Raw genomic sequence first — 22,479 nt, forward strand, 5'->3', positions numbered from 1 at the left:
GAGCAGATCGACACGACCGGGATGTTCGAGAAGCGCGACCTGATGCCGAAGTTCGAGATCCCGGAGGGCTTCACCGAAGTCACCTGGTTCCAGGAGGAGGTCCGGGTCGGCATGAACCGCCGCTACCCGGGCGGTGTCCCCGAGGACCGGCAGAAGCAGGCCGAGTACGAGATGGACATCATCATCCAGATGGGGTTCCCGGGGTACTTCCTCGTGGTCGCCGACTTCATCATGTGGGCCAAGAACAACGGCATCGCGGTCGGCCCCGGCCGAGGCTCCGCGGCCGGTTCGATCGTCGCGTACGCCATGGGCATCACCGACCTCGACCCGATCACGCACGGACTGATCTTCGAGCGGTTCCTCAACCCCGAGCGCGTCTCCATGCCCGATGTCGACATCGACTTCGACGAGCGCAGGCGCGTCGAAGTGATCAGGTATGTGACGGAGAAGTACGGCGCCGACAAGGTCGCCATGATCGGCACGTACGGAAAGATCAAGGCGAAGAACGCCATCAAGGACTCCGCGCGCGTGCTCGGATATCCGTACGCGATGGGCGACCGCCTCACCAAGGCCATGCCCGCCGACGTCCTCGGCAAGGGCATCGACCTCTCCGGCATCACCGACCCCAAGCACCCGCGCTACAGCGAGGCGGGCGAGATCCGGGGGATGTACGAGAACGAGCCGGACGTGAAGAAGGTCATCGACACCGCCAAGGGTGTGGAGGGTCTGGTCCGGCAGATGGGTGTGCACGCGGCCGGCGTGATCATGTCCAGCGAGCCGATCGTCGACCACGCGCCGATCTGGGTGCGCCACACCGACGGCGTGACCATCACGCAGTGGGACTACCCCCAGTGCGAGTCGCTCGGCCTGCTCAAGATGGACTTCCTGGGCCTGCGAAACCTCACCATCATGGACGACGCCGTCAAGATGGTGCGGGCCAACAAGGGCATCGACCTGGAGATGCTCTCGCTCCCGCTCGACGACCCGAAGACCTTCGAACTGCTCTGCCGCGGTGACACGCTCGGCGTCTTCCAGTTCGACGGCGGCCCCATGCGCTCGCTGCTGCGCCAGATGCAGCCCGACAACTTCGAGGACATTTCCGCCGTCTCGGCCCTGTACCGGCCGGGCCCGATGGGCATGAACTCGCACACGAACTACGCCGAGCGCAAGAACGGCCGCCAGGAGATCACGCCGATCCACCCGGAGCTCGAAGAGCCCCTCAAGGAGACGCTGGGTCTGACCTACGGCCTCATCGTGTACCAGGAGCAGGTGCAGAAGGCCGCGCAGATCGTCGCCGGCTACTCCCTCGGCGAAGCCGACATCCTGCGCCGCGTGATGGGCAAGAAGAAGCCCGAGGAGCTGGAGAAGAACTTCGTCCTCTTCCAGGCGGGCGCCCGGAAGAACGGCTACTCCGACGCCGCGATCCAGGCCCTGTGGGACGTCCTGGTCCCCTTCGCCGGCTACGCCTTCAACAAGGCGCACTCCTCCGCGTACGGTCTGGTCACGTACTGGACCGCGTACCTGAAGGCGAACTACCCGGCCGAGTACATGGCCGCGCTGCTCACCTCGGTGAAGGACGACAAGGACAAGTCGGCCGTCTACCTGAACGAGTGCCGGCGCATGGGTATCAAGGTCCTCCCGCCGAACGTGAACGAGTCGGTGCACAACTTCGCCGCGCAGGGCGACGACGTGATCCTGTTCGGCCTGGAGGCCGTTCGCAACGTCGGTACGAACGTGGTCGAGTCGATCATCCGGTCGCGCAAGGCGAAGGGGAAGTTCGTCTCCTTCCCCGACTACCTCGACAAGGTCGAGGCGACCGCCTGCAACAAGCGCACCACGGAGTCGCTGATCAAGGCGGGCGCGTTCGACACCATGGGGCACACCCGCAAGGGTCTGACCGCGCAGTACGAGCCGATGATCGACAACGTGGTCGCGGTCAAGCGCAAGGAGGCCGAGGGGCAGTTCGACCTCTTCGGAGGCATGGGTGAGGAGTCCGGCGGCGACGAGCCGGGCTTCGGGCTCGACGTGGAGTTCTCCGAGGACGAGTGGGAGAAGACGTATCTGCTCGCCCAGGAGCGGGAGATGCTCGGTCTGTACGTCTCCGACCACCCGCTCTTCGGCCTGGAGCACGTCCTCTCCGACAAGGCCGACGCGGGCATCGGGCAGCTGACCGGCGGTGACTTCTCCGACGGCTCGGTCGTCACCATCGGCGGCATCATCTCGGGCCTGCAGCGCAAGATGACCAAGCAGGGCAACGCCTGGGCCATCGCCACGGTCGAGGACCTCGCGGGCTCCATCGAGTGCATGTTCTTCCCGGCGACGTACCAGCTGGTGTCGACCCAACTCGTCGAGGACGCCGTGGTGTTCGTCAAGGGACGCCTCGACAAGCGCGAGGACGTGCCGCGGCTCGTCGCCATGGAGATGCAGGTCCCCGACCTGTCGAACGCGGGCACCAACGCGCCCGTGCTGATCACCATCCCGACCGTCAAGGTGAGCCCGCCGATGGTCACCCGTCTCGGCGAGATCCTCAGCCATCACCGGGGCAACAGCGAAGTGCGGATCAAGCTCCAGGGAGCGCAGAAGACCACCGTTCTGCGGCTCGACCGGCACCGCGTGAAGCCGGACCCGGCGCTCTTCGGCGACCTGAAGGTCCTGCTCGGCCCGTCCTGCCTGGCCGGCTGATCCAAGGGGTGATCCAAGGGCCGACCCGAGAGTCGGCGTAGGAGTCGGGGCAAGAGAAGCGCGCAAGGGGCGCACCCGAATCGGGTGCGCCCCTCATGTGTGCCTGGGTGTGCGTCAGTTGTGGCCGAAGCGGCGCTGGTGCTTACGGGCAACATCAGCGGGGCTGCCCTGCGCCTGCGACTGCACGGCCGACTGGGCGTCGGAGGCGGCCGACTTGGCCTGCTCCTGGGCCTGCTCGGCCTGCGAGGCGCGGTTCTGCTGGCCGCCCTGCTTGCGGTTCTTGTTCTTGGCCATGGTGATCTTCCTCCTGAGGGGGATCTGGGGGCCAGGACGCGACCAGATTCACATATGGCGACAAGGTGTGCATTTCGGAGAATTACCGTGCGTGATAAGGGCCCTCGGAGAGTCGTGCGCCGCTGCGCCACGCCGAAGATCGAGTTCGGGCCGTTAACCTCCGCCGGGTCGGGCAGACTCGAAGGAACCCGACGTGGACCCGCACCCCTGATTCGTTGTCGTTACAGGGTGTGTTCGTGGGCCTTCGAGGGAACGTCCAGGAACCTCCGGGCACTTTTCGGGAACTTCCAAGTACGTCAGGGAACCTCCAGGGAAAGAGGGTGGATCGCGTGGACCGCTGCATCGTCCTGGTGGACGCCGGGTATCTGCTGGGTGCCGCCGCGAGTCTCCTCGCGGGCGAACCGTCCAGGTCCCGGATCACCGTCGATCACACCGCCCTGATCCAGGGCCTGCGCGAGCGCGCGGAATCGGACACCGAGCGCCCCTTGCTGCGTATCTACTGGTTCGACGGGGCCCCTGACCGCGTGCCGCAGCCCGAGCACCGCCGACTGCGCGTGATGCCGCGCGTGACGGTCCGGCTCGGCGCCCTGACCCGCAGCGACGGGCGCTGGGCGCAGAAGGGCGTCGACGCCGCGATGCACGCCGAGCTCACCGAGCTGGCCCGCAACCGCGCTTGCTCCGACGTCGTGCTCGTCACCGGTGACGGCGATCTGCTGCCGGGCATGATGGCCGCCAAGGAGCACGGCGTCGCCGTCCACCTGTGGGCCGTCCAGGCCGCCGACGGCGACTACAACCAGTCCGAGGACCTGGTCGCCGAGGCCGACGAGCGGCGCGTGCTCGACCGGGCCTGGATCACCAAGGCCGTACGCCCCAAGGAGCTCACCGGCATCTGCGCGCCGCCGCCCGCGCCGCGCCCCGAGATCGCCGCGATCCTCTCCGCACCGCTGCCGGAGTCCGCGCTCGCCGCCGCCGCGCAGCGCGCCGAGGAGGAGGCCCCCGTCCGGCACGCCGACGCCTCGGCCAACGGCCAGGACGCCGGAGAGCACCGCATCCCCGCGGGCAAGGGCGTGCCCACCCCCAAGGACCTGGCCGCCCTGCGCGGCCCCGGTACCCAGGCCGCGCAGCACCCCACGAACGCGACGCTGCGCTGGTCCTCCGACAAGGGCTGGGTCGAGCGGCCCGGCGGCGCCTCCGAGAGCCCCGAGGCCGCCGCCCTGCCCACCCTCGCCCAGCTGACCACGGCCGAGCAGCGCTGGGCCGACCGCGAGGAGGACATCACCACCGTCGGCGGCGACCCGTACGAGGTAGGACAGGTGTTCGCGCGGCGCTGGATGGCGCGGCTCCCGGAACAGCACAATCTGCAGAAGCTGTCGACGATGTACCCCCGCATCCCGCATCGCATCGATGGCGAGCTGCTGCGGTATGCCGCGCGTTTCGGCCTGCTCGCCCACAAGGACGACCAGATCGACGAGCACGACCGGTACGCGATCAGGGCCGGTTTCTGGCGGGAGATCGACGTGCGGACGGCCGCCGAGCACGCGCCCGTGGGGGACCGGGCAGGTGACTGATACGGGGCGTACGGGGCGCCCCGGGCGTCGCCGGTGCCCGCGGACCCCGTAGTCTCGTCCTTCGTGAGTACGCGCCCGGCACCGGCAGTCCGACAGGGGCTCCGCAAGGAACACGGCATCGACGCCGTCTGCGCGGTGCGCGACCTGGTCAAGACCTATCCGGCCGCCCGCCGCAGGCGCGGCAGGCCCGCGACGCCCGAGGTCCGCGCGACCGACGGGATCTGTCTGACGGTGGGGCGCGGGGAGATCTTCGGGCTGCTCGGACCCAACGGCGCCGGCAAGTCCACCCTCGTACGCCAGCTGACCGGGCTGATGCGGCCCGACGGCGGCAGCGTCGAGATTCTCGGGCACGACATCGTGCGCCACCCCGAACGGGCCGCGCGGATCCTCGCCTATCTGGGGCAGGAGTCCACCGCGCTGGACGAGCTGACGGTGTCGCTCGCCGTGGAGACGACGGCGCGGCTGCGGGGGCTCGATGTGCCGCGGGCGCGGGCCGAGCGGGACGCGGTGCTTGAGGAGCTGGGGCTCTCGGGCCTTGCCTCGCGGCCCTTGAAGAAGCTTTCCGGTGGGCAGCGGCGGCTTGCGTGCTTTGCCGCGGCGCTGGTGGGGGAGCGGCAGCTGCTCGTCCTCGACGAGCCGACCACCGGGATGGACCCCGTCGCGCGGCGTGCGGTCTGGTCGGCGATCGACCGGCGCAGGGCCGAGCGCGGGACGACCGTGCTGCTGGTGACGCACAACGTCATCGAGGCCGAGACCGTGCTCGATCGTGTCGCCGTGCTCGATCGTGGCAAGGTCATCGCCTGCGACAGCCCGGCGGGGCTCAAGGAGAAGGTCGCGGACGAGGTGCGGGTGGAGCTGGTGTGGCGGGAGCGGGCGCCGCTGGATGTTCCTGAGGTGGCGGCGTTGCGATCCTCTGCGGTTGAGTCGGGGAGGCGGTGGTCCTTGCGGCTCGCGCCCGATGAGGCTCGGGCCGCTGTTGCCGCGGTGACCGGTGGGGCCGCGTTTGCCGCGCTGGACGACTTCACCCTGGCTACGCCGAGCCTTGAGGACGTCTATCTTGCGTTGGGCGGGAGCGGGCGGGGGTTGGTGAAGGCGTGACTTGCGTGGCTTCTGGTTCTGCTTCTGGTTCTGTCTCTGCTGCGGGTTCGTCGGGGTTTTTCTGTGCCGCCGCTTCGCGGCGGATGTTTCCCACCCACCCACCCGTTTACCCCGCGTCGAGTGGTTGGGCGGGGCGGGGTGGGGAGTGCTCCGCGTCGAGTGGTTGGGCGGGGCGGGTGCGGTGTTGCTCTGCGTCGAGTGACCGGGCGGGGCGGGTGGGGGAGTGTCCCGCGTCGAGTGGTTGGGCGGGGCGGGTGCGGTGTTGCTCTGCGTCGAGTGACCGGGCGGGGCGGGTGGGGGAGTGTCCCGCGTCGAGTGGTCGGGCGGGGCAGGTGTGCTGTTGCTCCGCGTCGAGTGACCGGGCGGCGTGGGTGCGGGGTTGGGGCGTGTCGAGTGGGCGGGTGGGGCGTTGCCCCGTGGCGTGTGGTCTGCGTAGGAACAGCGACAGAAGGGTTGTCCGGTGAGTGCGGTTCCTCTGGAGGCCGCGGTGCGAGCCGATGCCAGGCGCGAGGAGGACGTCGACGGGCCCGCGCCCCTCGGGCCCCCCGCCCGGCTGTTTCCGGCGCTGTCCGCCGTCTACCGCGCTCAGCTGTCCCGTGCGCGGGTCGCGCGGATTCCGCTGCTCTTCGTGGCGACCTTCCAGTCCGTCGGGATCATGATCCTGATGCGGGGCGTCGTCGACGGAGGCGGGGAGGCGAGGGCGGTCGTCGCCGGGTCCTCCGTGCTGGTTGTCGCGTTCGTCGCGCTCAACCTGCTCGCCCAGTACTTCGGACAGCTCCGCGCCGACGGCGGTCTCGACCACTACGCCACGCTGCCCGTGCCGCCCGCCGCCGTGGTCCTGGGGGCCGCGGCCGCGTACGCCTCGTTCACGGTGCCCGGGACCTTCGTGACGGCGATCGTCGGATGCGGGCTCTTCGGGCTTCCGCTCACCCACCTGTGGGTGCTCGTGGCGGTGATCCCGCTCGCCGGTGCCGCGCTCGCGGGGCTCGGCGCGGCCCTCGGGCTGCTCGCGCCGCGGCCCGAACTGGCCACGCTGCTCGGTCAGATGGGCATGTCGGCGGCGCTGCTGCTCGGTGTGCTCCCGGCCGACCGCATGCCCGCGCTGCTGCAGTACGCGCGTGACCTGCTGCCCTCGACGTACGGCGTGGAGGCCTTCGCCCACACGTTCGGGCCGGATCCGGACTGGGCGGTCGTCGCCCTCGATCTGGCGGTCTGCGCGGGGGTCGGCGTGGTCTCGCTGGCCGTCGCCACATGGGCGTACCGCCGAGCAGCCGTCCGGTGACGCGCCGCACAGGGAGTGCTGGCACGATGTGTAGGTGACCGCACCGCTGACACCCTCCCAACCGCCGCAAGACCAACCCCCGCACGACCCCTGGCAGGCAGCCGCGCACCCGTCGGGAGCCACGCCTCCTTACGGATACGAGGAGGACGGTCCCGGTATGAAGAGCGAAGTGCGGCAGGCCGCAGTGATCATGGTCGCGGTGGCCGTGAGCGGCGTCCTGCTCGGACTGCTGTGGATGTGGCTCGCGCCGCGTGTGCCGCTCATCTCGGACGGCAGGGTGGTGTACCTCAGCGACACCGAGGGCGAGCAGGCGATCGGCGTCGACGGAACGTTCACCCTGCTCGCGCTGGGCTTCGGCGCCGTCAGCGGTGTCGTCGTCTTCCTGCTGCGCAAGCGCGGCGGCATCGCGCTGGTCGTCGGGCTGGCGCTCGGCAGCCTGCTCGGCGCGCTGCTCGCGTGGCGGGCGGGGATCTGGCTCGGCCCCGAGACGGACGTCGCGGCGCACGCCAGGTCCGTGGGCAAGGGCATCGTCTTCGACGCCCCGCTCGAACTCAAGGCCAAGGGCACGCTCCTCGCCTGGCCGGTGGCGGCGCTGGCCGTGCACCTCGGCCTCACCGCGCTTTTCGGCCCGCGCGACCCGGACCCGTATCAGGAGTCGGCGCCCTATGAAGGCCCCCGGAGCGACGGTCACCCCGAGGGCATGAGTTCCTAGGCCGGAGCTTTCCGTTCTACCGGAGCCTTCCGTTCTAGGCGGGACGCTTCCCGTGGTTGGCCTTGCGCTTCTTCGCCCGCCACTTCCGCATGCGCGTCTTTTTCGACATGCCCTCGGTACTAGTCCGGTGCGGTGCATGTGTCGAGGGCGCTTTCACGTCGTACGCACGTACGCGAAACCGTCAGAGGCCCGGCCGATCGGCGAACCCCCAGAGGCCCGGCCGATCGGCCAACCGTCAGGCCCGGCCGATCGGCGCGAGCACCGCGCCGGTGAGGTCCGCCAGGTCGCCCGGAGCCAGTTCGACTTCGAGGCCGCGGCGCCCCGCGGAGACACAGATCGTGGCGTGCGCGGACGCCGAGTCGTCCAGGACCGTACGCAGCTTCTTGCGCTGGCCGAGCGGTGAGATGCCGCCCCGCACATAGCCCGTGGTGCGCTCGGCCGCGGCCGGGTCGGCCATCACCGCGCGCTTGCCGGAGACCGCGGCGGCCAGCGCCTTCAGGTCGAGGGAGCCCGCGACGGGCACGACGGCGACGGTCAGGTCGCCGTCGACCTCGGCCACCAGCGTCTTGAAGACCCGGTCGGGGGAGACGCCCATCGCCTCGGCGGCCTCGTCGCCGTACGAAGGGTGGGACGGGTCGTGCTCGTAGGAGTGGACGGTGAAGTCGGTGCCCGCCGCGGTGAGCGCGACCGTGGCCGGGGTGCCGCCCGACTGCTGCTGTTTCTTCTGCTTCTTCGCCAAGGTGCTCGCGCCTTATGTCGGTTGAGGCCGTACGTCAGTTGAGGCTGGTCGTCCCGCGAGTGAGGTCGATCGCGGGCAGCGACGGCAGGTTACGGATGATCGCGGTCTCGGCGCGCAGCAGTGTCAGCTCGTCCCGCAGCCGCGCCGCGGTGTCCGGGGCCTCCAGGAGCCGCTGCTTGGTGGGGGTGTCCAGGACGGCCGCCGCGGCGACCAGGTACGACACGACGGACGGGTCGTCCGGCAGCTCCGCCCCCGTCGACAGCGAGCGCTCCCGGGCCCCGGCAAGCCGCTTCTGATAGGAGCGGAAGGCGCGCAGGACGCCCTCGGCCAGGGTGCCCGCGCCGTCGCCCGCTTCCTCGGGGACCTCCTCGACCTCGGCGGTCAGGTAGGCGCCGGAGGCGTCGACCGAGTGGATCCGCACCCGGGTCGTGCCCGTGGCGAGGACCTCGAAGCCGCCGTCGGGACGTTCTCTGATCGTCGCAGCGTCCGCCACGCAGCCCATGCCGTGGAAGGCCTTGAGCGGGTCGTCGCCGAAGCCCGCGGCGGGGCCGCCCTCGGGCACCGCCGTCTGGTCGGGGAGGCCTGGCGCGCTCGGCGCCACCTCCAGGCCGTCGCGGATCGCGACGACGGCGAACTGGCGCTGCTCCTCCTCGGGGGTCTTGAGCAGCTCGCGCATCATGGCGCGATATCGCTCCTCGAAGACGTTCAGCGGCAGCACGAGGCCGGGGAACAGCACCGAGTTGAGCGGAAAGAGCGGAAGCCGGGTGGTCACGACCGGCAAGCCTAATGCTCGCCGGAGCGGTCGCGTTCGCCCGGAGTGCGCAGCGGCGTCATCGACGCCACTTCGATGCGCACGCCGTCGCGCAGCTCGAGGAACTGGCCGAGCGGATCCTCCGCCATCCGGTCCCAGGGGAAGGACGTCGCGTACGGGCCGATCAGGCGCAGCTGTTCCAGGGCGTCCTGCCAGCGCTCCAGGCGGACCAGAACGTACGTGAGGAGATTGCGGACCTCGGCGGGCCACGGGTCCCCGGCGTCGTACTCCCGCGAGAGCCCGATCGCGAGGTCGGCCGCCGCGTCCAGGCGCTCGCGCGGCACCTTGCCCGAAGGGCTGGTCAGATACGCGAAGGCCGCGCGTGCGGGAAGGACCTGTATCAACGAGCCGGGCAGCGCGTCGGCCGCCGCGCGCTCGGCGAAGTCGAAGCACTCGCGGTGCGAGCCGTACCAGGCGGCGGAGAGGTACTGCAGGGCGGAGGCATGGCAGCCGTAGTGGTACGAGGAGCGGCGCACAGCCTCCTCCCACAGCCGCTCGAAGACGGTGTGCGGGGCGTGCGTGCCGCGGGCGTGGTCCAGGGCGATCCGCCAGGGCACCGGGTCGCGCGGGTCGGCCTCGGCGGCGGCGGTCAGGAGCGGGCCCGCGTCGCGCAGGAGCTCGGCGCGCGCCGGCGACTCCCAGCCGCGGACGACCGCGAGCTCGGCCTTGACCAGGAGGGCGTCCGGGTCGTGCGGGGACGCGCCGAGCCAGGCGTCGAACCACTCGGGGCGGGAGCGCGCGAAGGCGGCGAGCCGCGTCGTGTAGCGGTCGCGGTTCTCCCACTCGGCGGCCTCGCGGGTGGTGGCGAGGACCTTCGCGGCCGGGCCGTAGTCGCCCCGGCCCGCGGCGACGAGCGCGGGGGCGAGCCGTTCGTCGGGCACGTCGAGGAGCACCTCGTCGTCCGGCGGCAGCCCCTCGGCAAGCCGCGGGGTGTGCCTGACCATGCGGGCGGTACGGATGAAGGCACGCAGCACCGTGCCCTCCTTTGCGCCTCAACCGGCACCGCTCGCGCGGGGGTCGCCGGTCACCGTCGTGGTTGCTCAATTGTTGGTTGCGCTGGGATGACGGTCAAAGGGCGGGGATGGTTGCCTGCCGTCCGATAACGGTTCAGCCGCGGCGTCCGCGGGGGCGTGATTCGGCCGCGCCGGGCCCCGGCCGCGCGGGGCCTCAGCTGCGCCGCAGCAGTCGTGTCGCCCCCGCGGCCACAGTAGTCGCAAGGATCCAGCCGAGCAGGATCAGGACCGTCGAGAACCACTGCCAGCCGCCGTTCAGCTGCCAGTAGCTGTCCTGGCCGAGGTTGATGACGGGCAGCAGCAGGTCCAGGGAGAACAGCGCGGGGTTCCAGTTGGGGTGCTCGCCCGGTTTGATCGCCGGGTGGTCGGCGCGCGAGAAGGCCACCGCGCTCACCGCCCACAGGACCGCCATCCAGACCGCGGCCCGGCCCGGCCGGTAGCCGTACGCGACCGTCCAGTCCTGCGCGTACCCCCACAGCTTCGCCGCCAGCGGCAGCGTCTCGCGGCGCCTGCGCTGCTTGGCCAGGAGGACCTCGCGGGCGTCGGCGTCCTCGCCGCCGTTGCGCAGGACGGTGGCCAGCTTCTCGTACGGCTCGGGGTTGTACTCGGCGGTCGCGGCCGCCACCCAGCTGAGCCGCCGGGAGAGCGGGAAGCTGCCCTGCGGCACGAGGTTCTCGTAGGTGAAGCCGCCCATCTGGAGGCCGCCGGGGCCCGGCCAGCTGGTCGACTTGTCGATGAGGTTGACGACCCGGGCGCCGGACAGCACGACCTTGCCGCGCTGCGGCGCCTCGCCGAGGAAGCGCAGCTCGGGCGTCTGGACGCGGCGCAGCGAGATCTCCTGGTCGTTCTGGAGCGTGAAGCGGGCCTGCGCGAAGTCGATGGCGTCCCCGAAGCGGCCGTCGTCCAGGCGGATGCCGCCCTCGGCCTCGAAGCGCTGCACGCGGGTGCCGCGCGCCGGGGTCGTGCCGCTGGTCTGCGGGGGATTGCCGACGGCGGCCGGCGTCAGATACAGGGTGCGCTCGACGGTCAGCTGCGGGGCGTTGAGCGCCTGCCTGCCGTACTGGTTGACGAGCTTGCTGCCGCGCAGGCTGAGCGAGACGCCGATCTTCGCGCCGCGCAGGCTCAGCTCGCCGTGCGACTCCATCATCTCGGCCTGCAGGTCCTGGCCGACGGTGAGGCCGTCGCCGGTGATGGAGCGGCTGCGCCGGTCGCGGTAGACCACGGCCTGGTTCAGGAGCAGGTCGGTGCCGATCTGGGCGTCGGTCAGGCGGATGCCGTTGTGCACGCGGCAGCGCGGCAGGTGCAGATCGCCCTCGGTGTGCAGCCGGGCCGCCTCGATGCGCGGGATCGAGCAGTCGACGAGGCGCAACGTGGTGAAGCGGGCCTCGGGCAGCAGGACCTCCTTCTCGAAGCGGCAGTGCTTCATCTCGGCGTACGGGACGACCTGGCCGCCCGCGAGATCGAGTACGTCGGTGATCTGCACGCCCGCCAGCTTCAGCGAGGAGACCCGGCCCGCGAGGGCGGGCGGCCCGTCGAGGAGCAGCCAGCACACGATGCGCGCCCGCACGCTGCGCTCGGGGCCCCAGGGGTGTCCGCCGTGCGGATCGTCGGCCGCCGCGTCGCCCGACCTGAGGTCGTAGACGCTGCCGTTGCGGAACGCCTGCCACATGCCGATCTCCGCGGCGGTAAGACCGTCCGGCGGGTCCCCGGCGCCGACGTCGTCGACCACTGCTGTTGTCCTCCCCGTCCTTGTGGCACACCTGTGCCTCGTACATATGTCTAATGCCCGTTCGGTGACCGGCTGAACGCTAGTGGTGAACGTCGTCTTCCGGGCTCCATATCAGCCAGTGATACGGGCGTCCGGCGTCGAAAGAAGGTCTGAGAGAATTGGCCATGTGATCTCTCGAATCGATCTGCGCGGCGATGCCCTCACGGAGTTTCCGTCGGGGGCCGCCCTGCGCGCCCTGCTGCCCCGTGCCGACTTCGACGTCGCGGCCGCCCTGGAGAAGGTGCGGCCCATCTGCGAGGACGTGCATCATCGTGGCGACGCGGCACTGATCGAGTACGCGGAGAAGTTCGACGGCGTACGCCTGGACCAGGTGCGTGTGCCCGCCGCCGCGCTCGCCGAGGCGCTGGACGGTCTCGACCCCGAGGTCCGTGCCGCGCTCGAGGAGTCGATCAGGCGTGCCCGTCTCGTCCACCGCGAGCAGCGCCGCGCCCCGCACACCACGCAGGTCGTGCCCGGTGGCAAGGTCACCGAGAAGTGGGTACCGGTCGAGCGCGTCGGGCTTTACGCGCCCGGCGGCCGCTCCGTCTACCCCTCCTCCGTGATCATGAACGCGGTCCCGGCGCAGGAGGCCGGCGTCGAGTCCATGGCGCTCGCGTCCCCGCCGCAGAAGGAGTTCGGCGGCCTGCCGCACCCGACGATCCTCGCCGCCTGCGCACTCCTCGGCATCGACGAGGTGTACGCGGTCGGCGGCGCCCAGGCCGTCGCCATGTTCGCGTACGGCACCGAGACCTGCGCCTCCGCCAACATGGTCACGGGCCCCGGCAACATCTGGGTCGCGGCCGCCAAGCGCTACTTCACCGGCCGTATCGGCATCGACACCGAGGCGGGCCCGACCGAGATCGCGGTCCTCGCGGACGACACCGCCGACCCGGCGCACGTCGCGTCCGACCTGATCAGCCAGGCCGAGCACGACCCGCTCGCGGCCGCCGTGCTCGTCACCGACTCCGTGGCGCTCGCCGACGCGGTAGCCGCGGAGCTGGAGCCGCAAGTCGCCGCCACCAAGCACGTCGAGGACCGGATCGTCCCCGCGCTCAGCGGCCGCCAGTCCGCGATCGTCCTGGTGGACGGCCTGGCGGAGGGCCTCAAGGTCGTCGACGCGTACGGCGCCGAGCACCTGGAGATCCAGACCGCGGACGCCCCCGCCGTCGCCGACCGCGTCAAGAACGCGGGCGCGATCTTCGTCGGCCCCTGGGCGCCGGTCTCCCTCGGCGACTACTGCGCGGGCTCCAACCACGTCCTGCCGACCGGCGGCTGCGCCTGCCACTCCTCGGGGCTCAGCGTCCAGTCCTTCCTGCGCGGCATCCACATCGTCGACTACACGCGCGAGGCCCTCGCCGACGTGGCGCACCACGTGGTGACGCTCGCCGAGGCGGAGGACCTGCCCGCGCACGGCGCGGCGATCAAGGCGAGGTTCGGATGGAAGGTGCCGGAGAGCAAGTGACCAGGAACGCCCCCTTGTCCCCCTGGGACGAACTTCCCATCCGCGACGAGCTGCGTGGCAAGTCCCCCTACGGCGCGCCCCAACTCGACGTACCCGTACGCCTGAACACGAACGAGAACCCCTACCCGCTGCCGGATGCCCTGGTCGACCGCATCGCCGAGCGCGTGCGCGAGGCCGCCCGCGATCTGAACCGCTACCCCGACCGGGACGCGGTCGAGCTGCGCACGGAGCTCGCGCGCTACCTCACCTCCACCGGTGGTCACGAGGTCGCCCTCGCCAACGTGTGGGCGGCCAACGGCTCGAACGAGGTCATCCAGCAGCTCCTGCAGACCTTCGGCGGGCCCGGACGCACGGCCATCGGCTTCGAGCCCTCGTACTCGATGCACGGTCTCATCGCCCGCGGCACCGGCACGGCCTGGATCTCGGGCCCGCGCCACGACGACTTCACGATCGACGTCGACGCGGCCACGAAGGCCATCGCGGAGAACCAGCCGGACGTCGTCTTCGTCACGACGCCCAACAACCCCACGGGCAACGCCGTCTCGGCCGAGACCGTCCTCGCGCTGTACGACGCCGCGCAGGCCGCGAAGCCGTCCATGGTGGTGATCGACGAGGCGTACGTGGAGTTCAGCCACGGCGATTCGTTGCTCCCGCTGATCGAGGGGCGGCCGCACCTCGTCGTCTCGCGCACCATGTCGAAGGCCTTCGGCGCGGCCGGGCTGCGCCTCGGCTACCTCGCCGCCGACCCCGCGGTCGTCGACGCGGTGCAGCTGGTGCGCCTGCCGTACCATCTGTCGGCCGTCACGCAGGCCACCGCGCTCGCCGCCCTGGAGCACACCGACACGCTCCTGAAGTACGTCGAGCAGCTCAAGGCCGAGCGCGACCGGCTCGTCACCGAGCTGCGCGCCATGGGCTATGAAGTGACCGATTCCGACGCCAACTTCGTGCAGTTCGGGCGGTTCGCGGACTCCCATGAGGTGTGGCAGCGGATCCTCGACCGGGGCGTCCTGGTCCGGGACAACGGAGTGCCGGGATGGCTGCGGGTCTCCGCGGGAACCCCCGCCGAAAACGACGCGTTCCTCGATGCGGTACGCGAACTGAAGAAGGAGCAGAGCGCATGACTCGCGTTGGGCGTGTTGGAAGAATCGAGAGAACGACCAAGGAGACCTCCGTCGTCGTCGAGATCGACCTCGACGGCACCGGAAAGGTCGACGTGTCGACCGGGGTCGGTTTCTACGACCACATGCTCGACCAGCTCGGCCGCCACGGCCTCTTCGACCTCACGGTCAAGACCGAGGGCGACCTGCACATCGACTCGCACCACACCATCGAGGACACCGCGCTCGCGCTCGGCGCCGCCTTCAAGCAGGCGCTCGGCGACAAGGTCGGCATCTACCGCTTCGGCAACTGCACGGTCCCGCTGGACGAGTCGCTCGCCCAGGTGACCGTCGACCTCAGCGGCCGCCCGTACCTCGTGCACACCGAGCCCGAGAACATGGCGCCCATGATCGGCGCGTACGACACGACGATGACCCGGCACATCCTGGAGTCCTTCGTCGCGCAGGCGCAGATCGCCCTGCACGTCCACGTGCCGTACGGGCGCAACGCCCACCACATCGTGGAGTGCCAGTTCAAGGCCCTGGCCCGCGCCCTGCGCTACGCCTCCGAGCACGACCCGCGCGCGGCCGGCATCCTTCCCTCCACGAAGGGTGCGCTGTAACCCATGACCGGCCTCAACACCATCCTCATCGTCGTCGGTCTCTTCCTGATCGGCGGCGTCATCTCCTTCGTCAAGCAGGGCATGCCGAAGAGCCTCATCACGCTGCTCTCCATCGGCGCCGTGATGTGTCTGGCCGCGGGCATCCTGCGGCTCGACTACTGGAACTGACGGGAGGCGTACGCAAGATGAGCTCTCCCAAGAAGGTCGTCGTCTTCGACTACGGCTTCGGCAACGTCCGCTCCGCCGAGCGCGCCCTCGCGCGCGCGGGAGCCGACGTCGAGATCACGCGCGACTACGACAAGGCCATGAACGCCGACGGTCTCCTCGTCCCCGGTGTCGGTGCCTTCGCCGCCTGCATGAAGGGTCTGAAGGAGGCGCGCGGCGACTGGATCGTCGGCCGTCGCCTGTCCGGCGGGCGCCCCGTGATGGGCATCTGCGTGGGCATGCAGATCCTCTTCGCGCGCGGCATCGAGCACGGCGAGGAGACCGAGGGCCTGGACGAGTGGCCCGGCACGGTCGAGCCGCTGAAGGCCGACATCGTCCCGCACATGGGCTGGAACACCGTCCAGGCCTCCGCGGGATCCACGCTCTTCAAGGGCCTGGACGACGACGCCCGCTTCTACTTCGTGCACTCCTACGCGGTGTCCACCTGGTCCCTCGAAGTCGCGAACCCGGTGATGCGCGCCCCGCACGTCACCTGGTCCACGCACGGCGAGCCCTTCGTGGCGGCCGTCGAGAACGGCGCCCTGAGCGCCACCCAGTTCCACCCCGAGAAGTCCGGCGATGCCGGCGCCCAGCTCCTCACCAACTGGATCGGAACCCTGTGAGCACTCTCGAACTCCTTCCCGCCGTCGACGTCCGCGACGGCCAGGCCGTACGCCTCGTCCATGGCGAGTCCGGCACCGAGACCTCCTACGGCTCGCCGCTGGAGGCCGCACTCGCCTGGCAGCGGGCGGGTGCCGAGTGGCTGCACCTGGTCGACCTGGACGCCGCCTTCGGCACCGGCGACAACCGGGATCTGATCGCCGAGGTCACCAAGGCCATGGACATCAAGGTCGAGCTGTCCGGCGGCATCCGCGACGACGCCTCGCTGGCCGCCGCCCTCGCCACCGGCTGCACCCGCGTCAACCTCGGCACCGCCGCCCTGGAGACCCCGGACTGGGTCGCCAAGGTCATCGCCGAGCACGGCGACAAGATCGCGGTCGGCCTCGACGTGCGCGGCACGACCCTGCGCGGCCGCGGCTGGACCCGCGACGGCGGCGACCTCTACGAGACCCTGGAGCGCCTCAACTCCGAGGGCTGCGCGCGCTACGTGGTCACCGACATCGCCAAGGACGGCACGCTGCAGGGCCCGAACCTGGAGCTCCTGCGCAACGTCTGCGCGGCGACCGACCGTCCCGTGGTCGCCTCCGGCGGCGTGAGCAGCCTGGACGACCTGCGCGCCATCGCCGAGCTCGTCCCGCTCGGCGTCGAGGGCTCGATCGTCGGCAAGGCGCTCTACGCCAAGGCGTTCACGCTGGAGGAAGCGCTGGAGGCCGTGGTCCGATGAGTGGCGTACGACGAGTGCAGAGCGGGAGCCCCTGGGAGGAGGCCTTCGGCTTCGCCCGTGCCGTCGAGGCGGGCGACCGGGTCGTGGTCGGCGGCACCACCTCCTTCAAGGGCGACGTCCTGTACGGCGAGGGCGACCCCTACGAGCAGGCGAGGGTCGCCATGGCCAACGCCCTCGACGCGATCGGCGAGTTCGGCCTCGGGGCCGAGTCCGTCATCCGCACCCGGATGTTCCTGACCCACGCGCGGGACGTCGAGGAGGTGGGCCGCGCGCACAAGGAGGTCTTCGGCGCCGCGCGCCCGGTGACGACCATGGCGGTCGTCTCCGGCTTCGTCGACCCGCGCATCCTGGTCGAAGTCGAACTGGAAGCCTTCCGAGGAGCCCCCGCATGACGCTCGCGGTCCGTGTGATCCCCTGCCTAGACGTGGACAACGGCCGCGTCGTCAAGGGAGTCAACTTCCAGAACCTGCGCGACGCGGGCGACCCCGTCGAGATGGCGAAGGTGTACGACGCCGAGGGCGCCGACGAGCTCACCTTCCTGGACATCACGGCCTCCTCCGGCAACCGCGAGACGACGTACGACGTGGTCCGCCGCACCGCCGAGCAGGTCTTCATCCCGCTCACGGTGGGCGGCGGCGTGCGCACCGCCGAGGACGTCGACAAGCTGCTGCGCGCGGGCGCGGACAAGGTCGGGGTCAACACCGCGGCCATCGCGCGCCCCGACCTGATCCGTGAGATCGCGGAGCGCTTCGGGCGGCAGGTGCTCGTCCTGTCGGTGGACGCGCGGCGGACCGAGTCCGGGTCCTTCGAGGTGACGACCCACGGCGGCCGGAGGTCCGCCGGGATCGACGCGGTCGAGTGGGCGCACCGGGCCGCGGAGCTCGGCGCGGGCGAGATCCTGCTGAACTCGATGGACGCCGACGGCACGAAGGACGGCTACGACATCGAGATGATCGAGGCGGTGCGTAAGCACGTCACGGTTCCGGTGATCGCCTCGGGCGGCGCGGGGAAGCTGGAGCACTTCCCGCCGGCCGTCGCGGCGGGCGCGGACGCGGTGCTCGCCGCGTCGGTCTTCCACTTCGGCGATCTGCGGATCGGCGAGGTCAAGGAGACGTTGCGGGAAGCCGGGCATCCGGTGCGGTAGCCCCCGGTCGGCTTTTCGGGCCCCGGTCATCTGTGAGGTGGCCGGGGCTTCTTCTCGTACAGATACAAAAGGAAAGTTGTGCAATATTCGTTGCGCAACTTTCCTTTCGTATCTACGGTGGGTGTATGAGCAAGCGGCAGCGTCGCCGCGTGACCGACCTCGGCACCCTCAAGGCCTTCGGGCACCCGTTGCGCCTGAGGCTCTACGGGGCCCTGAAAGTCGCCCCCGGGCGCACCGCCACCGCCTCACAGCTCGCCGAAGAGGTCGACGAGGCCGTCTCGCTCGTCAGCTACCACCTGCGCAAGCTCGCCGAGCACGGCCTGATCGAGGAGGCCCCGCAGGCGCAGCGCGGGGACGGGCGCGAGCGGTGGTGGACGCCGGCGCAGGAGACGCTGTCGTTCCACACCGAGGACTTCGAGGACACCCCGGAGAAGGCCGCCGCCCTGACCGCCGTGACCCGCACCCTCCATGAGCAGCAGACCGATCTCTTCGAGGTCTGGCTCGGCAACCGCTCGGCCTGGAGTCCCAAGTGGCGCTCCGCCGCCGACAACTCCGACTTCCTGGCCCGCCTCAACCCCGCCGAACTCGCCTCGCTCACCGAGGAGTTGCACGCCGTGGTCCGCAAGTACGAGGAGCAGGCCAAGGCCGCCGAAGAAGCAGGGGAGACGGAGGGGCGCGAGAACGTCCTGCTGTACATGCGCTCGTTCCCCTTCCGGTCGCTGTAGGGCGGGCCCCATGACCACCGGCATATCCGCCCCGGCCGTCGCCGTCACCGAGCGGCCCGCCCACCGTGACGGCAACGTCCTGCGCTGGCTCAGCGCCTACACCGCGTCGATGGTCGGTGACAGCGCCTACTTCGTGGCGCTCTCCTGGGCCGCCACGCGCAGCGGCAGCCCCGCCCAGGCCGGGCTCGTCCTCGCCGTCGGTGCCGTGCCGCGGGCCGCGCTCATGCTCGGCGGCGGGGTCCTCGCCGACTGCTTCGGGCCGCGCCGCGTCGTCATCGGGAGCGACGCCGTGCGGTGCCTGGTGATCCTGGGCGTGGCCGCGCTGCTCCTTCTCGCCACGCCCGGCATCTGGCTCCTCACCCTCGTGGCCCTGGTCTTCGGAGCCGTGGATGCGCTGTTCATGCCGAGCGTCGGGGCCCTGCCGCCGCGCATCACCGCGCCGGGGCAGCTCGCCCGGGTGCAGGGGATGCGCGGGGTCGCGGCCCGCGTCGCCACCGTGGCGGGCGGCCCGCTGGGCGGGATCGCGGTCGCCACGGGCGGGTCGCCCGCGGCCTTCGGGGTGGCCGGGGTGCTCTTCGCCGTCTCGCTCGCGCTGCTGCTCGCCGTACGCGTACGAGAACTGCCCGGCGACGACACGGTGGCGGGGGAGGGCCCGTCGGCATGGCGTGAACTGGTCGACGGGCTGCGGTACATCCGCGGCCACCGCGTGCTCGCCCCGCTGACGATCGTGGTCGCGGTCGGCGAGCTGGGCTTCACGGGGCCCGCCAACATCGGGCTCGTGCTGCTCGCCGAGGAGCGCGGCTGGGGCGCGTCGGGGCAGGGCTGGATCCTCGCCGGGTTCGGCGTCGGGGCGGGGCTCGCCTCTCTGCTGCTGGCCGTGCGCGGCCGGGTGCCGCGCGCCGGAGCCGTGCTGTCCTGGGTGGCCTTCCCCGGCACGGCGGCCCTCGCCGCGCTCGGCTTCGTGCCCTCGGTGGCGGGCGCGGTCGTGGCCGCCGTGCTCCTCGGGGCGCTGCTCGGGCTGTGCGGCGCCCTGTGCGGGGCGCTGGCCCAGACCGTCAGCGACCCCGCCTACCTGGGCCGCGTCACCGCGGTGATCAGCTTCTTCACCCTGGGCATCGCCCCGCTCAGCTACCCCGTCGTGGGCGCCGCGATCGGCACCTGGGGCATCGAGCCGGTCTTCGTGGCGAGCGCGGCGCTCTGCGCGGCCGGTGGCGTCATCGGCCTGTGCTCCAGGCCGCTGCGCCAGGCCGAACTCCCGCGCTGAGCAAGGCGGTTCAGAGACCCAGCTGCTTCGTCTCGTGCACCTTCGCGATCGCGTCCTTGTCGCCGTCGAGCTCGACGTCGGCGACCTCCTGCCTGCCGTACGCGAACATCAGCAGCTCCGCGGGCTCACCGGTCACCGTCACCACCGGCGCGCCCCGGTGCGCCACCGCCGTCTGGCCGTCCGGGCGGCGCAGCACCAGGCCCACCGGAGCCTTGCGGCCCACCAGACGGGCCGTGCGCTCCAGGCGGGACCACAGAGTGTCCGAGAAGACCTTGTCGAGTTCGCGCGGCGTCCAGTCGGGCTGCGCGCGGCGTACGTCCTCGGTGTGGACGTAGAACTCGACGGCGTTCGACATCTCGTCGACCTGCTTGAGCGAGAAGGGCGAGAAGCGCGGCGGTCCCGTCCTGATCAGCTGGATCAGTTCCTCGTACGGCTTCGCGGCGAACTCGGCCTGCACCCGCTCCAGACGCCCCGCGAGCTGTTTGATCAGGATTCCGCCCGCGGCGTCCGCGCGGCGCTCGCGCACCACCACATGGGCCGCGAGGTCACGGGTCTTCCAGCCCTCGCAGAGGGTGGGGGCCTCCGGGCCTCGCGCCTCCAACAGGTCGGCGAGGAGAAGTCGTTCACGCTTGGCATGGGTCGACATACCGGCCAGCCTACGACCGCCCACCCCGTCCGGACAGTGGACGGCATCCGGAGGGCCCCGGCGGGCGCGGCACAATGGGCCCATGACCAGCGTTCCCCCGCCCAGCAGCGGCCTCGACCCGGAGATCGCCGCGCGCCTCAAGCGCAGCGCCGACGGCCTCGTCCCCGCCATCGCCCAGCAGTACGACACCGGTGAGGTGCTGATGCTCGGCTGGATGGACGACGAGGCGCTGCACCGCACCCTCACCACGGGCCGCTGCACCTACTGGTCGCGCAGCCGCCAGGAGTACTGGGTCAAGGGCGACACCTCAGGACACTTCCAGTACGTCAAGGAAGTGGCCCTGGACTGCGACGCCGACACCGTCCTCGTCCAGGTCGACCAGGTCGGCCCGGCCTGCCACACGGGCACGCGCACCTGCTTCGACACCGACGTGCTGCCCGTGTCCGGCACCTCGGCGCCCGGTCAGTAGGGTCGGCTCCCATGGACCTCGAGACCTTCCGCAAGCTGGCCGCCGACCGCCGCGTCATCCCCGTCAGCCGCAGGCTCCTCGCGGACGGCGACACCCCCGTCGGCCTCTACCGCAAGCTCGCCGCCGAACGCCCCGGCACCTTCCTCCTGGAGTCCGCGGAGAACGGCCGCGCCGGGTTCTTGTGGTCCCGCTACTCCTTCGTGGGCGTGCGCAGCGCCGCCACCCTCACCGTTCGCGACGGCGAGGCCCACTGGCTCGGCAGCCCGCCCGTCGGGGTGCCCACCTCGGGCGACCCGCTCGCCGCGCTGCGCGCCACCGTCGAGATGCTGCACACCCCGCGCGACGTGGTCAGCGCCGACCAGCTGCCGCCCTTCACCGGCGGCATGGTCGGCTATCTCGGCTACGACATCGTGCGCCGCCTGGAGAAGATCGGCCCGGGGGAGCGGGACGACCTGAGGCTGCCCGAGCTGACCATGCTGCTCACCAGCGATCTCGCCGTCCTCGACCACTGGGACGGCTCGGTCCTGCTGATCGCCAACGCGATCAACCACAACGACCTCGACACCGGCGTCGACGAGGCCTACGCCGACGCGGTCGCCCGCCTCGACGCCATGGAGGACGACCTCTCCCGGCCCCTCTCCCAGCCCCCGGCCGCGCTCCCGCCCTCCGAGCTCCCCGAGTACACCGCGCTGTGGGGCGGCGAGCAGTACCAGGAGGCCGTCGAGGACATCAAGGAGCGCATCCGGGCCGGCGAGGCCTTCCAGGTCGTTCCCTCGCAGCGCTTCGAAACCCCGTGCACGGCAAGCGCGTTGGACGTCTACCGCGTGCTGCGGGCCACCAATCCGTCGCCGTACATGTACCTCTTCCGCCTCGACGGGTTCGACGTGGTCGGCTCCTCGCCCGAGGCCCTGGTCAAGGTCGAGGACGGCCGCGCCATGGTCCACCCCATCGCGGGGACCCGGCACCGCGGCACCACCCCGCAGGAGGACCAGGCGCTCGCCGGCGAGCTGCTCGCCGACCCCAAGGAACGCGCCGAGCACCTGATGCTCGTCGACCTCGGCCGCAACGACCTGGGCCGGGTCTGCGAGCCCGGCTCGGTCGAGGTCGTCGACTTCATGTCCATCGAGAAGTACTCCCACGTCATGCACATCGTCTCGACGGTCACCGGACGGGTCGCCGAGGACCGCACCGCCTTCGACGTGCTCACCGCCTGCTTCCCCGCGGGCACCCTCTCCGGCGCACCCAAGCCGCGCGCGATGCAGATCATCGACGAGCTGGAGCCGTCCCGGCGCGGCCTGTACGGCGGCTGCGTCGGGTACCTCGACTTCGCGGGCGACTCCGACACCGCCATCGCCATCCGCACCGCCCTGCTCCGCGACGGCACGGCGTATGTGCAGGCCGGGGCCGGGGTCGTCGCCGACTCGGACCCCGTCGCCGAGGACACCGAGTGCCGCAACAAGGCCGCCGCCGTGCTGCGCGCCATCCACACGGCGAACCGCCTGCACGACAGTTCGGGCCGTGAGGGATAGTGGA

At 71.1% G+C, this 22,479-nt stretch carries 23 protein-coding genes; 17 read left to right on the forward strand and 6 right to left on the reverse strand.

Going from position 1 to position 22,479, the window contains the following annotated elements:
* The coding region (gene dnaE / locus AB0B50_RS23045) for a DNA polymerase III subunit alpha (protein WP_362334913.1) at nt 1–2,682 on the forward strand (2,682 nt) is incomplete at its 5' end.
* Between the two features lie 114 nt (nt 2,683–2,796).
* Here dnaE and AB0B50_RS23050 read toward each other — a convergent pair.
* A complete protein-coding gene (locus tag AB0B50_RS23050) occupies nt 2,797–2,976 on the reverse strand; it encodes a hypothetical protein (protein WP_362334916.1) in 180 nt (59 codons plus the stop codon).
* Nucleotides 2,977–3,305: 329 nt separating this feature from the next.
* Here AB0B50_RS23050 and AB0B50_RS23055 point away from each other — a divergent pair, with 329 nt between their 5' ends.
* From AB0B50_RS23055 to AB0B50_RS23070, 4 genes are all read left to right on the forward strand, one after another.
* On the forward strand, nt 3,306–4,544 hold the full coding sequence (locus AB0B50_RS23055) for an NYN domain-containing protein (RefSeq protein WP_362334919.1): 1,239 nt from the start codon (nt 3,306–3,308) through the stop codon (nt 4,542–4,544).
* A gap of 117 nt (nt 4,545–4,661) precedes the next feature.
* Entirely contained in the window at nt 4,662–5,642 is a 981-nt protein-coding gene (locus AB0B50_RS23060; RefSeq protein WP_362335835.1) for an ABC transporter ATP-binding protein, read from the forward strand.
* 475 nt (nt 5,643–6,117) lie between these two features.
* A complete protein-coding gene (locus tag AB0B50_RS23065) occupies nt 6,118–6,924 on the forward strand; it encodes an ABC transporter permease (protein WP_362335837.1) in 807 nt (268 codons plus the stop codon).
* Between the two features lie 34 nt (nt 6,925–6,958).
* Nucleotides 6,959–7,636: a DUF2567 domain-containing protein gene (locus tag AB0B50_RS23070; protein WP_362334921.1), complete on the forward strand. Its 678-nt coding sequence runs from the start codon at nt 6,959–6,961 to the stop codon at nt 7,634–7,636.
* Nucleotides 7,637–7,871: 235 nt separating this feature from the next.
* Here the strand turns inward: AB0B50_RS23070 and ybaK are convergent, their stop codons facing one another.
* From ybaK to AB0B50_RS23090, 4 genes are all read right to left on the reverse strand, one after another.
* Nucleotides 7,872–8,375, reverse strand: a complete 504-nt coding sequence (ybaK, locus tag AB0B50_RS23075; protein WP_362334924.1) for a Cys-tRNA(Pro) deacylase — start codon at nt 8,373–8,375, stop codon at nt 7,872–7,874.
* 34 nt (nt 8,376–8,409) lie between these two features.
* The gene (locus AB0B50_RS23080) at nt 8,410–9,156 is read right to left on the reverse strand and encodes an LON peptidase substrate-binding domain-containing protein (protein WP_362334927.1); all 747 of its coding nucleotides are present in this window, start codon (nt 9,154–9,156) and stop codon (nt 8,410–8,412) included.
* A gap of 2 nt (nt 9,157–9,158) precedes the next feature.
* Nucleotides 9,159–10,130, reverse strand: coding sequence for a hypothetical protein (locus tag AB0B50_RS23085; protein ID WP_362335840.1), 972 nt, complete (start codon nt 10,128–10,130; stop codon nt 9,159–9,161).
* Nucleotides 10,131–10,353: 223 nt separating this feature from the next.
* Nucleotides 10,354–11,868 (reverse strand): oxidoreductase, encoded by a 1,515-nt coding sequence (locus AB0B50_RS23090; protein WP_362335843.1) that lies wholly within the window; start codon nt 11,866–11,868, stop codon nt 10,354–10,356.
* A gap of 226 nt (nt 11,869–12,094) precedes the next feature.
* Between AB0B50_RS23090 and hisD the strand changes: the two genes are divergently transcribed.
* The 10 genes from hisD (at nt 12,095) to AB0B50_RS23140 (ending at nt 19,831) form a co-directional block, all read left to right on the forward strand.
* On the forward strand, nt 12,095–13,429 hold the full coding sequence (gene hisD, locus AB0B50_RS23095) for a histidinol dehydrogenase (protein ID WP_362334930.1): 1,335 nt from the start codon (nt 12,095–12,097) through the stop codon (nt 13,427–13,429).
* The gene (locus AB0B50_RS23100) at nt 13,405–14,550 is read left to right on the forward strand and encodes a histidinol-phosphate transaminase (protein ID WP_362334933.1); all 1,146 of its coding nucleotides are present in this window, start codon (nt 13,405–13,407) and stop codon (nt 14,548–14,550) included. The genes hisD and AB0B50_RS23100 overlap by 25 nt, the downstream gene beginning before the upstream one ends.
* Entirely contained in the window at nt 14,547–15,149 is a 603-nt protein-coding gene (gene hisB / locus AB0B50_RS23105) for an imidazoleglycerol-phosphate dehydratase HisB (protein WP_362334936.1), read from the forward strand. The genes AB0B50_RS23100 and hisB overlap by 4 nt, the downstream gene beginning before the upstream one ends.
* Before the next feature lie 3 nt (nt 15,150–15,152).
* On the forward strand, nt 15,153–15,317 hold the full coding sequence (locus AB0B50_RS23110; protein WP_062781233.1) for a hypothetical protein: 165 nt from the start codon (nt 15,153–15,155) through the stop codon (nt 15,315–15,317).
* 17 nt (nt 15,318–15,334) lie between these two features.
* A complete protein-coding gene (hisH, locus tag AB0B50_RS23115; protein ID WP_362334939.1) occupies nt 15,335–15,976 on the forward strand; it encodes an imidazole glycerol phosphate synthase subunit HisH in 642 nt (213 codons plus the stop codon).
* Nucleotides 15,973–16,698, forward strand: coding sequence for a bifunctional 1-(5-phosphoribosyl)-5-((5-phosphoribosylamino)methylideneamino)imidazole-4-carboxamide isomerase/phosphoribosylanthranilate isomerase PriA (priA, locus tag AB0B50_RS23120; protein ID WP_362334942.1), 726 nt, complete (start codon nt 15,973–15,975; stop codon nt 16,696–16,698). The genes hisH and priA overlap by 4 nt, the downstream gene beginning before the upstream one ends.
* Complete coding sequence (locus AB0B50_RS23125; protein ID WP_362334945.1) at nt 16,695–17,090, forward strand: RidA family protein; 396 nt, start codon at nt 16,695–16,697, stop codon at nt 17,088–17,090. Before priA ends, AB0B50_RS23125 begins: the two co-directional genes overlap by 4 nt.
* Complete coding sequence (gene hisF / locus AB0B50_RS23130; protein ID WP_362334948.1) at nt 17,087–17,842, forward strand: imidazole glycerol phosphate synthase subunit HisF; 756 nt, start codon at nt 17,087–17,089, stop codon at nt 17,840–17,842. Before AB0B50_RS23125 ends, hisF begins: the two co-directional genes overlap by 4 nt.
* Before the next feature lie 125 nt (nt 17,843–17,967).
* Nucleotides 17,968–18,567, forward strand: coding sequence for a helix-turn-helix domain-containing protein (locus tag AB0B50_RS23135; RefSeq protein WP_362334950.1), 600 nt, complete (start codon nt 17,968–17,970; stop codon nt 18,565–18,567).
* Between the two features lie 10 nt (nt 18,568–18,577).
* Nucleotides 18,578–19,831 (forward strand): MFS transporter, encoded by a 1,254-nt coding sequence (locus AB0B50_RS23140; RefSeq protein WP_362334953.1) that lies wholly within the window; start codon nt 18,578–18,580, stop codon nt 19,829–19,831.
* 10 nt (nt 19,832–19,841) lie between these two features.
* Here the strand turns inward: AB0B50_RS23140 and AB0B50_RS23145 are convergent, their stop codons facing one another.
* Nucleotides 19,842–20,477: a TIGR03085 family metal-binding protein gene (locus AB0B50_RS23145; RefSeq protein WP_362334955.1), complete on the reverse strand. Its 636-nt coding sequence runs from the start codon at nt 20,475–20,477 to the stop codon at nt 19,842–19,844.
* Between the two features lie 82 nt (nt 20,478–20,559).
* On the opposite strand from AB0B50_RS23145, the gene hisI reads away from it, so the two are divergent.
* On the forward strand, nt 20,560–20,946 hold the full coding sequence (hisI, locus tag AB0B50_RS23150) for a phosphoribosyl-AMP cyclohydrolase (protein ID WP_362334958.1): 387 nt from the start codon (nt 20,560–20,562) through the stop codon (nt 20,944–20,946).
* 11 nt (nt 20,947–20,957) lie between these two features.
* Nucleotides 20,958–22,475 carry an anthranilate synthase component I gene (locus AB0B50_RS23155; RefSeq protein ID WP_362334961.1) on the forward strand — a complete coding sequence of 506 codons (1,518 nt, stop codon included), beginning with the start codon at nt 20,958–20,960 and terminating at the stop codon, nt 22,473–22,475.
* Nucleotides 22,476–22,479: the final 4 nt, after the last annotated feature.

Origin of the sequence: Streptomyces sp. NPDC041068, from assembly GCF_040647455.1 — a bacterium.
In the GTDB taxonomy this organism is placed as follows: Bacteria; Actinomycetota; Actinomycetes; order Streptomycetales; family Streptomycetaceae; genus Streptomyces.

Bases quoted from the DNA above. Each gene is read 5' to 3' on its own strand.
- AB0B50_RS23125 (WP_362334945.1), top strand. From the start codon at position 16,695: ATGAGTGGCGTACGACGAGTGCAGAGCGGGAGCCCCTGGGAGGAGGCC.
- hisH (WP_362334939.1), top strand. From the start codon at position 15,335: ATGAGCTCTCCCAAGAAGGTCGTCGTCTTCGACTACGGCTTCGGCAAC.
- AB0B50_RS23085 (WP_362335840.1), bottom strand. From the start codon at position 10,130: ATGGTCAGGCACACCCCGCGGCTTGCCGAGGGGCTGCCGCCGGACGAC.
- AB0B50_RS23155 (WP_362334961.1), top strand. From the start codon at position 20,958: ATGGACCTCGAGACCTTCCGCAAGCTGGCCGCCGACCGCCGCGTCATC.
- AB0B50_RS23100 (WP_362334933.1), top strand. From the start codon at position 13,405: ATGGAAGGTGCCGGAGAGCAAGTGACCAGGAACGCCCCCTTGTCCCCC.
- hisB (WP_362334936.1), top strand. From the start codon at position 14,547: ATGACTCGCGTTGGGCGTGTTGGAAGAATCGAGAGAACGACCAAGGAG.
- AB0B50_RS23110 (WP_062781233.1), top strand. From the start codon at position 15,153: ATGACCGGCCTCAACACCATCCTCATCGTCGTCGGTCTCTTCCTGATC.
- hisF (WP_362334948.1), top strand. From the start codon at position 17,087: ATGACGCTCGCGGTCCGTGTGATCCCCTGCCTAGACGTGGACAACGGC.
- AB0B50_RS23145 (WP_362334955.1), bottom strand. From the start codon at position 20,477: ATGTCGACCCATGCCAAGCGTGAACGACTTCTCCTCGCCGACCTGTTG.
- AB0B50_RS23050 (WP_362334916.1), bottom strand. From the start codon at position 2,976: ATGGCCAAGAACAAGAACCGCAAGCAGGGCGGCCAGCAGAACCGCGCC.
- AB0B50_RS23090 (WP_362335843.1), bottom strand. From the start codon at position 11,868: ATGTGGCAGGCGTTCCGCAACGGCAGCGTCTACGACCTCAGGTCGGGC.
- AB0B50_RS23140 (WP_362334953.1), top strand. From the start codon at position 18,578: ATGACCACCGGCATATCCGCCCCGGCCGTCGCCGTCACCGAGCGGCCC.
- hisI (WP_362334958.1), top strand. From the start codon at position 20,560: ATGACCAGCGTTCCCCCGCCCAGCAGCGGCCTCGACCCGGAGATCGCC.
- AB0B50_RS23135 (WP_362334950.1), top strand. From the start codon at position 17,968: ATGAGCAAGCGGCAGCGTCGCCGCGTGACCGACCTCGGCACCCTCAAG.